The organism is Pseudomonas sp. CFBP2511 (genome assembly GCF_030209255.1).
GTDB classification, from domain to species: domain Bacteria; phylum Pseudomonadota; class Gammaproteobacteria; order Pseudomonadales; family Pseudomonadaceae; genus Aquipseudomonas; species Aquipseudomonas avellanae.
The window spans coordinates 322,684-335,756 of sequence record NZ_JARVSI010000015.1; the positions used below are offsets into that span (position 1 = coordinate 322,684).

Below are 13,073 nucleotides of genomic sequence, written 5' to 3' on the forward strand. Positions count from 1 at the left end.
TAGCGTCTGATGGGCTGCGGCCGGGTGAATGATGAGTAATTTGAGCGATTGGCGTGTGATGCCTGCGATAGCGCTGCTGGCAGCGTTGGGTCTTGCCGGTTGTGAGCAGAAGCCGCAGCAGGATCACGCCGCCTCGGCAGCGCCCAAAGAGGTTGAAGCGATTGCTGTCAAAGCCGAATCGTTCACAGTGGTCGACGAACTGCCCGGCCGTATCGAGCCGGTTCGTGTGGCACAGGTGCGTGCACGGGTGGCTGGCATTGTGCTCACGCGCAATTTCGAGGAAGGCGCCGACGTGAAAGCCGGCGCAGTGCTGTTCCAGATCGACCCGGCGCCCTTCAAGGCGGCATTGTCCAAGGCGCAGGGTGATCTGGCGCGCACCGAAGCCACGTTGTTCGAAACTCAGGCCACGGTAAAACGTTACGAGTCGCTGGTGGAGATCGAAGCGGTCAGCCGCCAGACCTTCGACACCGCCCGCTCCGCACTGCAAAACGCCGCCGCCGCCAAAAAATCGGCCCAGGCTGATGTGGAAACGGCCAGGCTGGACCTGGGCTACGCCACGGTCAGAGCGCCTATTTCAGGGCGCATCGGGCGCGCGATGGTCACCGAAGGCGCGCTGGTCGGTCAGGGCGAAACCACGCTGCTGGCGACCATTCAGCAACTCGACCCGGTCTACGCCGACTTCACCCAACCGGTCGCCGACGCCTTGCAGATGCGCGCCGCCATTCAGGAAGGCCGCTTGCCCAAGGGCGGCGAGGACGCCTTGTCACTGAGCGTCGACGGCACCGACTATCAGAGCAGCGGCACCCTGCTGTTTACCGACGTGGCAGTAGATCGGACCACCGGCCAGGTGTCGTTGCGTGCCCGCTTCGCCAACCCCAAAGGCGTGTTGCTGCCGGGCATGTATGTGCGGGTGCGCACGCCGCAGCGGGTCGATGCCAACGCCATTCTTGTCCCTCAGCGTGCCGTGCAGCGCTCCAGTGATGGTGCGGCCCGCGTGCTGGTGATCGCTCAGGACGGCACGGCAGAAGCGCGTCCGGTCAAAACCGGCGCCATGCAGGACTCGCGCTGGCAGATCACCGAAGGCCTGAAAGAGGGCGAACAGGTCATCATCGGCAACATGACCGGGCTCAATCCCGGTGACAAGGTCGTGCCCAAATCGCCGTCCGCCCAGCAGCAGGCCAAGGCTCAATAACGCCGCCTTCAGCGCGATCGAGGATCACTGTCCATGTCTCTGTTTTTTATCAAGCGGCCCAACTTTGCCTGGGTGCTGGCCCTGTTCATTCTGCTCGCCGGGCTGATGGCGCTGCCCGCCCTGCCGGTGGCGCAATACCCGAACGTGGCACCGCCACAGATCACCATTACCGCGACTTACCCTGGCGCGTCCGCCAAGGTGCTGGTGGATTCGGTGACCAGCGTCATCGAGGAAGAGCTCAACGGCGCCAAAGGGATGCTGTATTACGAGTCGACCAGCAACTCGACCGGCAGCGCAGAAATCAACGTGACGTTCGTGCCCGGCACTAACCCGGACATGGCCCAGGTCGAGGTTCAGAACCGCATCAAGAAAGCCGAAGCGCGCCTGCCGCAGACCGTGCTCAGCCAGGGTTTGCAGGTCGAACAGGCCAGTTCCGGCTTCCTGATGATCTTCACCCTGAACTACACGGGCGATTCAGCCAACAAGGACACGGTCGCGCTGGCCGACTATGCCGCGCGTAACGTCAACAATGAAATCAGCCGGGTAAACGGCGTCGGCAGGCTGCAATTCTTTGCCGCGGAAGCTGCCATGCGCGTCTGGATCGACCCGCAGAAGCTGGTCGGTTTCGGGCTGTCCATCGATGACGTCAACGCTGCCGTGCGGGCGCAGAACGTGCAGGTCCCGGCAGGCAGTTTCGGCAGCAGCCCGGGCTCGTCGCTGCAGGAGCTGACGGCCACCCTGGCGGTCAAAGGCACGCTGGACAACCCGGAAGAATTTGGCCGCATCGTGTTGCGCGCCAACGAAGACGGCTCGACGGTGCATTTGTCCGACGTCGCGCGGGTGGCCATCGGCAGTCAGGATTACAGTTTTGAATCCCGCCTGAACGGCAAGCGTGCGGTGGCCGGTGCGGTTCAGTTGTCACCGGGTGCCAACGCGATTGAAACCGTGAAAGCAGTCAAGCAGCGGCTCACCGAACTGTCGGTGAATTTCCCGGAAGGCGTCGAATTTTCCGTGCCGTATGACACCTCGCGCTTCGTCGATGTGGCCATCGACAAGGTAATCTACACCCTGATCGAGGCCATGGTGCTGGTGTTTCTGGTGATGTTCCTGTTTCTGCAGAACATCCGCTACACGCTGATCCCGACCATTGTGGTGCCGGTGTGTCTGGCCGGTACGCTGGCGATCATGTACCTGCTGGGCTTCTCAGTGAACATGATGACCATGTTCGGCATGGTGCTGGCCATCGGTATTCTGGTCGACGACGCCATCGTGGTGGTCGAAAACGTCGAGCGCATCATGGCCGAGGAAGGCCTCTCCCCTGCGGCAGCGACCGTGAAGGCAATGCAGCAGGTGTCCGGCGCGATTTTCGGCATCACCCTGGTGTTGGCTGCGGTGTTTCTGCCGCTGGCGTTCATGGGTGGCTCGGTCGGGGTCATCTACCAGCAGTTCTCACTGTCGCTGGCCGTGTCGATTCTGTTCTCGGGTTTTCTGGCCCTGACGTTCACCCCGGCATTGTGCGCCACGCTGCTCAAGCCAATCCCGGCGGGTCATCATGAGAAGCGCGGTTTCTTCGGCGGCTTCAATCGGCTGTTCGGCAAGTTCACCGACCGTTACGAGCGGGTCAGTTCCAGCATGATCAAACGCGCTGGCCGCTACATGCTGCTGTACGTCGGTATCGTCGGTTTGCTGGGCTTTTTCTACCTGCGTCTGCCAGAGTCGTTTGTGCCGGTGGAAGACCAGGGTTATCTGATCATCGACGTGCAGCTGCCGCCGGGAGCCACCCGGGCGCGCACCGACGCCACCGCGCAGTTGCTGGAAACCTACATGTTGTCCCGCGAGGCGACCGGGGCCGTGACCATGCTGCTGGGTTTCAGCTTTTCCGGCATGGGCGAAAACGCCGGTCTGGCGTTCCCGACCCTCAAAGACTGGTCGGAGCGCGGCGACGGGCAATCGGCGGGTGAAGAAGCGGCGGCGTTCAATCAGCATTTTGCCGGTCTCAGCGACGGCACGGTCATGGCCGTGACACCGCCGCCTATCGACGGGCTGGGCACTTCAGGCGGTTTTGCGCTGCGTTTGCAAGACCGCGCAGGTCTGGGCCGCGAAGCTCTGCTTGCGGCGCGCAACGAGTTGCTGGGCAAAGCCAACGGCAACCCGAAGATTCTCTACGCGATGATGGAGGGACTGGCCGAAGCACCGCAGTTACGCCTGAACATCGACCGCGAAAAAGCGCGAGCGCTGGGGGTCAGCTTCGAGTCGATCAGCAACGCGCTGTCCACCGCTTTCGGCTCCTCGGTGATCAGTGATTTCGCCAACGCCGGACGTCAGCAGCGGGTTGTGGTGCAGGCCGAGCAGAGTTCGCGGATGACCCCGGAAAGCGTGCTCAAGCTGTACGTGCCCAACAGCAGCGGCACGCTGGTGCCACTGAGTGCATTCGTTTCCACGCACTGGGAAGAAGGCCCGGTGCAGATCGCCCGTTACAACGGCTACCCCACCTTCAGGATCGCGGGTGACGCACCACCGGGTGTCAGTACCGGCGAAGCGATGGCGGAGATTGAAAGAATCGTCTCCCGGTTGCCACCCGGCATCGGTTACGAATGGACCGGCCTCTCCTACCAGGAAAAAGTAGCCAGCGGCCAGGCGACCGGGCTGTTTGCCCTGGCCTTGCTGGTGGTCTTTCTACTGCTGGTCGCGCTTTATGAAAGCTGGGCGATCCCGCTGGTGGTCATGCTGATTGTGCCGGTGGGCGCACTGGGTTCGGTGCTGGCAGTTACCGCGGTCGGCATGCCGAACGACGTTTACTTCAAGGTGGGGCTGATCACCATCATTGGCCTGGCGGCGAAAAACGCGATTCTGATCGTCGAGTTCGCCAAGGAGCTGTGGGATCAAGGCCATTCGCTGCGTGATGCAGCGCTTCAGGCCGCAAGACTGCGCTTTCGGCCAATTGTCATGACCTCGCTGGCGTTCATCCTCGGCGTGGTGCCGTTGACACTGGCGATCGGCGCAGGCGCTGCAAGCCAGCGGGCCATCGGCACCGGAGTGATCGGCGGCATGCTCAGCGCGACGCTGCTGGGGGTGGTTCTGGTGCCAATCTTCTTCGTCTGGGTGCTGTCAGTGCTGCGGCGCAAGCCCCACGAGACGCAACAGCTTGCTGACGCCGAGCAGCCCGTCAAAGACTGAACGCGCCGCACGTGACGGGCACGCTGGAATCAATCCCGCGTGTCCGCCGCAGGCCCGGGGAGCGGGTCCATAGAGGTATTGACCTGCGTCCAGGCCGGGACCATGTTGAAGGCGATTTCCGACGCCACATTCACCCGGTTGCGGCCCTGCGACTTGGCCGCGTACAGCGCGCGGTCGGCCAGCTCGATCAGGCCTCGCTGGCTGATCTGGCGGTTACTGCCAACGACAGTTGCAACGCCCAGGCTGACCGTCACGATGCCGAACGGGCTGGCGGGGTGCGTGATCTGCTCGTCACGGATGGCCTGCAGGATATTCTCGGCGACTTGCCGAGCGCTCGCCTCGTCAGTGCCAGGCAATACGACGGCAATCTCCTCACCGCCATAACGAGCAGCAACATCGCCGGGGCGACGGATGCATTGCTCGACCAGCCGAGCGAGCGCCACCAGGCATTCGTCACCGGCCAGATGACCGAAATGGTCGTTGTAACGCTTGAAATGATCGGCATCCATCAGGATCAATGACAGCATGTTGCGCTCGCGTCGGGCGCGTTTGAATTCGACATCCAGAAACTGATCGAAACGTCTGCGATTGGCCAGCCCGGTAAGCTTGTCTTCCGAGGCAATGAACTCCAGATGCTGGTTCAACTGAATGAGGGCTGCCTGGGATTCCAGCAACTGATCCTCTGCACGTATACGGCTGTGTATGTGCTTGATCAGGCGAACGCCAAGCCCGATCACCAGCCCGAGCAGCACCAGCATGACCAGCACCGACTGTTTGGTCTGCCCCAGCCAGTCCAGCATGGCCTCCCTCTGACCCAGCGCGACGACGGTCACAATCGGGTAGACCTCGCTGCGTTTGAACGCATAAAAGCGCGGGATACCGTCGATTCTGGAGACGAACCGGGTGGTGCCGGAGGGTTTGTCACGTTCGGACGTGAAAATCGGCGTCGATGACAAGTCGCGCCCGATTTCCGCCTCAAGATGGGGATAGCGCACACGCAACTGCCCAGCCGTCGATGTCAGGCTGATGATGCCGGTGTCGCCAACCTGAATGCCTGAGTAGAACTTCAGCAGATGCTCGACACCGATGGTCACCACCATCAACCCGGCAAAACTCGAGTCAGGATGATTGATAGGCCGACTGACCGATATCACCCACTCGCCAGAGGCACGACTGCGAATGGTCGGCCCGATGTAAGGCGCGCGGCCAGGCGTCTGCAGGTGGTGCTGGAAAAACTCGCGTTTGACACTGTTGACGCCCACCGCCTTGGGGTTGGTCGAAAAGATGCAAATCCCTTCGACGTTGTACAACGAAACCGTATCGATCTGCGGCAGCGCGCCCATTTCACGGGCAATCACCGACCTCAGACGTTCCACCTGTGCAGGCCCGGTGCCGTCCTTTTCGACACGCTCTGTCAGGCCGATAAGCATCAGCTCGCTCTGTTTGAAGATACCGTCTGTGTAAGTGCTCAGCGCCGCAGCCAGATTCACCGTGCTGGTCTGGATGTTATCCATCGTGTTGCGGCGCGCGGTCCATGCCTGCCAGACCATCAACATCACCACGCAGGCGCACACTACGAAGATCAGCCATGACGCAAGCCGAAGGTCGCGTTTCAAAACTTGCCTCCACAACAGGTGAGAACCAGTGCATCTGGTTTTTCTGAAAACCGGACCTGATTGCTCAGGGGCCATCGACAATCCTTTCACTATCAATTGCCATTGTCGGCAAGAACTCGGCCATACCTGAGGGCCTGGCATGGGATCAGAGCATGCCAGAGAGTGGCATCATAGTGCCACTTACAGACATCTGTTGGTTGTCAGGGGTTCAACATACGCAGGCAGGCGCACACTGGATCACAGTGGCACCTGATTTTCTGGCGGGCCCTTAAGCGAGGTGCGCTTAGGGCGTCATGGCGGGGTTATGCAGGTTGCCAGGCTGTCAGGCCGTGGCGGCGACGGGCTTGCGCTGCGCGGCGGCCTCCAGCTCACGCACCAACGGCAATACATGCTCGCCGAAGTAGGCGACTTCTTCCTGAAAATGCAGAAAGGCGGAAAGCACCAGGTCTACGCCAATCGACTTGAGTTCGACGATGCGCTCGGCAATCTGGCGCGGCGTACCGATCAGGTTGGTCTTGAAACCATCGTTGTATTGCACCAAGTCCTGAAAAGTCGATTTGGCCCAGTTGCCCTCGCCTTCCGGGCTGGCCTTGCCTGCCTGTTTCGCGGCATCACCAAACGCATTGACGGCCTCGGGATCGGCCTTGTCGACGATCTCGGCCAGCACGGCACGCGCCTCTTCTTCGGTATCGCGGGCAATAATGAAGGCATTGACGCCGATCTTCACCGAATGGCCGTTCGCGGCAGCTTTGGCGCGAATATCATCGACCTGAGCCTTGATACCTTCGACGGTGTTGCCGTTGGTGAAATACCAGTCCGACACACGGGCCGCCATGTCCCGCGCGGCACGCGAGCTGCCGCCCTGGAAGATCTCCGGATGCGGACGCTGAATGGGCTTGGGTTTGAGGGTGTAATCGTGAAAGCGGTAGAAATCGCCCTTGAACGTGAAGTTGTCGGTGGTCCAGATTCCCTTGAGGGCGCGAATGAATTCTTCGGAACGTCGATAGCGCTCGTCGTGTTCCAGCCAGGGTTCCCCAATGGCCTGAAATTCGCCCTTGAACCAGCCGCTGACGATGTTCACCGCCACACGCCCGGCGGTAAGTTGGTCAATGGTCGCCAGCTGTTTGGCCGCCACCGATGGCGTCCACGGCCCTGGCAAGATAGCCGCGATGACCTTGAGCTTTTCGGTGGCTGCCAACAGCGCGTGGCTGAAGGCCACGGATTCATGCTGAAACTCGGCACCGTAACCAGCGGTGAAGCGGATTTGCGTCAGCGCGTATTCAAAACCGGATTGCTCGGCGATCTGCGCCAGCTTGCGGTTGTAGTCGATGGTCCAACTGGTGCGTTGCTCGATTTTGCTGACGACCAGTCCTCCGCTGACGTTCGGCACCCAGTAGGCAAATTTTATCGATGAATGGCTCATGTCGGCACTCCTCTGACTGCAGGCTCCCGAGCGCGGGAATCGAACGGGGTTACAAGTACACAGAGCAGCAACCGTGCCAGCCGCTTAAATCAATACAGATCAATGGGTTAAAAGTGCCACCAGGCAGTGTCAACTGTCCGTGCGCCGTCAAGGTGTCGATGTGCTGTTGGCAGAACAACAGCTATTGCCGGAATCAACCCGCGCCAGGCAAGGTCAGCCAACATGACAACCCGACGAAAGGCCACTGGCACCCGCTAGTCAGAGGCACGCGACTGGAGTAACTTTTGGATCCAATGAAGTCATATTCATCCGCAGGAGCACCGATGAAATTTCATGCCATTTTTCTGGCCTTGATGATCCCCGCCTTCTCGGCGCACGCCGAAGCCAAGGCCATCCCCATCCCCCATGATCCGACCGGGCAGCACGCGCTGGTGGAAAAAAGCGGCAGCGCCCAAGAGCGCGTCGTGGTCACCCGCCGTGATGGTCTGCTGGGGGTGATTTATTCCAAACGCGTCTATAACTGCGCCAATCATACGGTGAACCTGGTAGGCACCGGCTCTACGCTGGAGATCATGGAGCAGGCTCGTGCGGTCAGTGGCATGGGGCCAGTGATTCGCGATTCCACGGCTGAATATATCCAGACGGAAGCCTGCAGTTAATCCCGCTCTGATCGAACACCCTCGCACCTGAGCTACACCCTCCCTGGAAGCGCCTCTCATGAGGCGCTTTTTTCGTTTTGCCTGCATTGTCATGTGCCCATGTGCGCTGCTACAAAAAAGACTTGCACGGCGAATATTACGGTATACCATCAGACAAACAACAATTCACCACGCCCGTGCAGGCGTCATGGATCAAGCGAGGTAGCGTCATGAAGTTTTCATTGTTCGTGCACATGGAGCGCTGGGATGAAAGTGTCAGCCATCGCCAGCTTTTCGAAGACCTGACAGAACTGACGCTGATGGCCGAAAACGGTGGCTTCAGTACGGTATGGATCGGCGAACACCATGCGATGGAATACACCATTTCGCCAAGCCCCATGCCGCTGCTGGCTTATCTGGCCGCCAGAACCACCCGTATTCATTTAGGCGCAGGCACGATAATAGCGCCGTTCTGGCACCCGTTGCGGGTGGCCGGAGAATGCGCGCTGCTGGATGTGATCAGCAACGGGCGCATGGAAGTCGGGCTGGCACGCGGTGCCTACCAAGTGGAATTTGACCGGATGGCGGGCGGCATGCCGGCCTCCGAAGGCGGCAAGGCGCTGCGCGAGATGGTGCCGGTGGTGCGCGCTCTGTGGCAGGGCGATTACGCCCACGATGGCGATATCTGGAAATTCCCTACTTCGACGTGCGTGCCAAAACCGATTGGCACCCCGCCGATGTGGATCGCCGCACGCGACCCGGATTCGCACAATTTCGCGGTGCAGAACGGCTGCAATGTAATGGTCACCCCGTTGATGAAGGGCGACGAGGAAGTGGTCGATCTGAAGAGCAAGTTCGAGGCAGCGCTGGCCAATAACCCTGACGTACCCCGCCCGCAATTGATGGTGCTGCGCCATACGCATGTGCATGCGGCGGACAATCCTGAAGGCTGGAAAGTGGGCGCGAGCGCCATCGCGAAGTTCTACCGCACGTTTGATGCCTGGTTTGGCAATAAACAGACGCCGGTGAATGGTTTTCTTGCGCCGAGCCCTGAAGAGAAATTCAAGGAGCGCCCGGAGTTCGAGCTGGAGAATATCCGCAAAAATACAATGATCGGCACCCCGGAAGAGATTATTCCGCGCATTCAGTACTATCAGGAACTGGGTGTCGACGAGTTCAGTTTCTGGTGCGACAACAGTTTGCCGCACGCCGAGAAGAAGAAATCGCTTGAGTTATTTATCAAGCACGTGGTGCCGGCGTTTCGTTGAGTGTTCAGATTGTCTGAGAGCACTGAAAAGCGCTGCCCAGACCACGATAATGATCGTTCCACTGTGTGTGACCGGGGCCTTCGGCCAGAATCAAAAGCTGACTTTGATTATCGTGCCGATGCTCCGCGTCGGCATGCCGTTCTGGACGCTCTGCGTCCTATGTGTGGCGCTCCTCGCCACAATAGGGTTCTGCGCTGTCAGGTGGATTTATATAATACTCAAGGCACCTTTTCGCCCCTCGGCGAGTGACTTTGACGGATCAAAGTAACCAAAATCCCGGCTCCGTTTCCAGCCCGACTTCGTCGGGTTCCTTCGTCCTGACACTGATCCGGGGGCCGCCGCAACGGGCCATCCATGGCCCGGTGCGGCTTGTTCGGCGTCCTGCCTCGCATCCCCCGGATCAGCGCCACGACTCAGCCGTCACTTACGTCGCAATCGGCGTCGTCAGTGCCATCGTGGTAAAAAAGCGCTTTTATGTTCAGTGATTGCGGGTAAGGCATGACATTGCGCTGCAACACAGATGTGACGCAGAGCACTACCTAGCCTATGCAAACGCATTGCCACGACAATCATCTCAGTGGTTGTAAGCCCGCTCATTGTGCTCGGCCAGGTCCAGCCCCATCTCTTCTACTGACTCGTGAGCCCGTAGGCCGATCAGTGCGTTGACTGCTTTGAGGATGATCCAGCTGACCGCAAAGCAATACACGGTGGTGAAGAGCACGCCTTTGACCTGTGCAATGACTTGCGCACCCATGGTCACCTCTGGCACCAGCCCGCCCAGTGCCGGTACGCAGAAGACGCCGGTGAGTACCGCGCCGATCATGCCGCCGATGCCGTGCAGGCCGAAGACATCGAGGCTGTCGTCGTAGCCCAGGCGTTTTTTCAGGACGGTCACGCTCAGGTAGCAGAACACTCCGCAAAGGACACCAATCGCCAACGCGCCGCCCACGCCGACGTAAGCACAGGCAGGCGTGATGCCGACCAGACCGGCCAGCGCACCACTGGCCAGGCCCAGTGCACTCGGTTTGCCGACCTTGAACCATTCGGTGAACATCCAGCCGAGAATACCGGCGCAGGCACCCACTTGGGTGTTGAGCATGACGATGCCGGAAGTGCCGCTCAGGCCGCCGCCAGAGCCGATGTTGAAGCCGAACCAGCCGACCCAGAGCATCGCCGCGCCGGCCATGGTCAGGCTCAGATTATGAGCGGGCATGGGTGTGTTCTGATAACCCTTGCGTTTGCCCAGCACCAGACAGGCTGCCAATGCTGCAACACCGGCATTGATGTGCACCGCAGTGCCACCGGCAAAATCCAGCACGCCCCAGTTGTGCATCAATGCACCCGCCCCGCCCCAGACCATGTGCGCGACCGGCGCATACACCAGGGTGAACCAGAGCGCCATGAACAGCAGCGCGGCAGAGAATTTCATGCGCTCGGCAAAGGCTCCGGCAATCAGTGCAGGCGTGATGATGGCGAAGGTCATCTGGAAGGTCACGAACACGCCTTCCGGGATTTCACCGACCAGGCTATCGGGGGTCATGCCCGCCAGAAAGGCGCGACTCAGGCCACCGACGAAGCTGTTGAACGTTACCTGCCCTTCGACCATGTTGCTGGTGTCAACCACCATGCTGTAGCCGTAGATCACCCATAGCACGCCGACCACCCCGGCGATGCCAAAACACTGCGTGAACAGCGAGAGCATGTTTTTGGCCCGCACCAGTCCGCCGTAGAACAGTGCCAGCCCCGGAAGGCACATGAACAGCACCAGGACTGCTGCGGTGATCATCCATGCGGTGCTGCCGGTGTTCAGGACAGGCGTTTCGGCCGCCTGCGCCCAGGGCGCCAAGGCACTGAGAGTCAGTAAAGCCAGTAGGGATTTGCCGTGTAGACGATTGACCATGTTCAAAGCTCCCGCGAATGAATGGAAAGTGTCTGGCAGCAAGGAAGGTCATTGAGACAGGCGAGGCTCTTCGGCCTCTTGAGGATTAAGCTCTCGTTCCCACGCTCCGCGTGGTAATGCCTTTCGTGATGCCCTGCGTCACACAGCGGTTCTGCGATGTCAGGTAGATTGGAGTTCGACTCAGGGCACCTTTTCGCCCCTCGGCGAGTGGCTTTGAAGGATCAAAGTAACCAAAATCCTGGCTCCGTTTCCGGCCCGACTTCGTCGGGTTCCTTCGCCCTGTCACTGATCCATGGCCCGGTGCGGCTTGCTCGGCGTCCTGCCTCGCATCCCCCGGATCAGCGCCACGACTCAGCCGTCACTTACGTCGCACTCTGCGTCGTCAGTGATATCGCGGTAAAAAAGCGCTTTCGTTTATGTGCAGTAACTGCGTGCAAGGCAAGACTTTGTGGCGCATTTGAGACCTTTGATGCGAAGCGTCGTGAGACGCGTGCCAATTCACATTGCAATCAATACCCCGACCCCGAACCCGGTATCCACGACGTCCCTGCCAATGGCACGCGCGCCATGGCCGCAGACTCGACGGTCAGTGCCACCAGATCTTCCGGGTCGAGGTTGTGCAGGTGTGATTTGCCGCATGCGCGGGCCATGGTCTGGGCTTCGAGGACCAGAACGCGCAGGTAGTTGGCCAGACGCCGCCCGCCTTCGACCGGGTCGAGGCGCTTGGACAACTCTGGGTCCTGGGTGGTGATACCGGCCGGGTCACGGCCGTTCTGCCAGTCATCGTAGAAACCCGCTGCCGAGCCGATCTTTTTCAGCTCTTCGTCCAGACGTGGATGGTTGTCGCCGAGTGCGATCAGCGCTGCCGTGCCAATCGCTACCGCATCCGCGCCGAGTGCCATGGCCTTGGCGACGTCGGCACCGTTGCGAATCCCGCCGGAGACAATCAGTTGCACCTTGCGGTGCATGCCCATCTCTTGCAGCGCCTGAACCGCTTGCGGGATGGCGGGCAGAATCGGGATGCCGACGTGTTCGATGAACACTTCCTGAGTGGCCGCAGTGCCACCCTGCATGCCGTCGAGCACGATCACGTCTGCACCGGCTTTCACTGCCAGCTTGACGTCGTAGTAAGGACGGCTGGCACCGATTTTCACGTAGATCGGTTTCTCCCAGTCGGTGATTTCACGAATTTCGGCAATTTTGATCGCCAGGTCATCAGGGCCGGTCCAGTCGGGGTGACGGCACGCCGAACGCTGATCGACGCCGACCGGCAAGGTGCGCATGCCAGCCACGCGCTCGGTGACTTTCATGCCCAGCAACATGCCGCCGCCACCGGGTTTGGCGCCCTGCCCCAGCACGATTTCGATGGCATCGGCCTTGCGCAGGTCGTCCGGGTTCATGCCGTAACGCGACGGCAGGTATTGATAGACCAGATGCTGCGACTGGCCGCGCTCTTCCGGGGTCATGCCGCCATCACCGGTGGTGGTGCTGGTGCCCGCGATGGTTGCGCCACGGCCCAGCGCTTCCTTGGCATTGGCCGACAACGCACCGAAGCTCATGCCTGCGATAGTCACCGGGATTTTCAAGTACAGCGGCTTTTTGGCAAACCGATTGCCAAGCACCACATCGGTGCCGCACTTCTCGCGGTAGCCTTCCAGCGGGTAGCGCGACACGCTGGCGCCGAGCAGCAGCAGGTCGTCGAAATGCGGCAGTTTGCGCTTGGTGCCACCGCCGCGAATGTCGTAGATGCCGGTTTCTGCGGCGCGCTGAATTTCCTGAATGGTCAGGCGATCGAAGGTGGCCGACTCGCGCAGGACTGGAGCTGGTTTGTTGTTTGTTGGGTCGCTCATGGTAGTGCT

The 13,073-nt window shown here is 60.4% G+C and carries 8 protein-coding genes; 4 read left to right on the forward strand and 4 right to left on the reverse strand.

The window, feature by feature from the left end:
• Positions 1 to 31: 31 nt before the first annotated feature.
• Together QRN38_RS13340 and QRN38_RS13345 are read left to right on the forward strand one after the other, a co-directional pair.
• Positions 32 to 1,192, forward strand: a complete 1,161-nt coding sequence (locus tag QRN38_RS13340) for an efflux RND transporter periplasmic adaptor subunit (RefSeq protein WP_057415291.1) — start codon at positions 32 to 34, stop codon at positions 1,190 to 1,192.
• A gap of 33 nt (positions 1,193 to 1,225) precedes the next feature.
• Entirely contained in the window at positions 1,226 to 4,369 is a 3,144-nt protein-coding gene (locus QRN38_RS13345) for a multidrug efflux RND transporter permease subunit (RefSeq protein WP_057418099.1), read from the forward strand.
• Positions 4,370 to 4,398: 29 nt separating this feature from the next.
• Here the strand turns inward: QRN38_RS13345 and QRN38_RS13350 are convergent, their stop codons facing one another.
• Positions 4,399 to 5,985 carry a sensor domain-containing diguanylate cyclase gene (locus QRN38_RS13350; protein ID WP_057418098.1) on the reverse strand — a complete coding sequence of 529 codons (1,587 nt, stop codon included), beginning with the start codon at positions 5,983 to 5,985 and terminating at the stop codon, positions 4,399 to 4,401.
• Between the two features lie 322 nt (positions 5,986 to 6,307).
• A complete protein-coding gene (gene sfnG / locus QRN38_RS13355) occupies positions 6,308 to 7,408 on the reverse strand; it encodes a dimethylsulfone monooxygenase SfnG (protein WP_005762853.1) in 1,101 nt (366 codons plus the stop codon).
• A gap of 323 nt (positions 7,409 to 7,731) precedes the next feature.
• Between sfnG and QRN38_RS13360 the strand changes: the two genes are divergently transcribed.
• The gene (locus QRN38_RS13360) at positions 7,732 to 8,067 is read left to right on the forward strand and encodes a hypothetical protein (protein WP_005762856.1); all 336 of its coding nucleotides are present in this window, start codon (positions 7,732 to 7,734) and stop codon (positions 8,065 to 8,067) included.
• 209 nt (positions 8,068 to 8,276) lie between these two features.
• Positions 8,277 to 9,314 (forward strand): LLM class flavin-dependent oxidoreductase, encoded by a 1,038-nt coding sequence (locus QRN38_RS13365; protein WP_005762859.1) that lies wholly within the window; start codon positions 8,277 to 8,279, stop codon positions 9,312 to 9,314.
• Positions 9,315 to 9,888: 574 nt separating this feature from the next.
• Here the strand turns inward: QRN38_RS13365 and QRN38_RS13370 are convergent.
• On the reverse strand, positions 9,889 to 11,214 hold the full coding sequence (locus QRN38_RS13370) for an ammonium transporter (protein ID WP_011104096.1): 1,326 nt from the start codon (positions 11,212 to 11,214) through the stop codon (positions 9,889 to 9,891).
• A gap of 509 nt (positions 11,215 to 11,723) precedes the next feature.
• A complete protein-coding gene (locus tag QRN38_RS13375; RefSeq protein WP_005762863.1) occupies positions 11,724 to 13,064 on the reverse strand; it encodes an FMN-binding glutamate synthase family protein in 1,341 nt (446 codons plus the stop codon).
• Between the last annotated feature and the right edge of the window lie 9 nt (positions 13,065 to 13,073).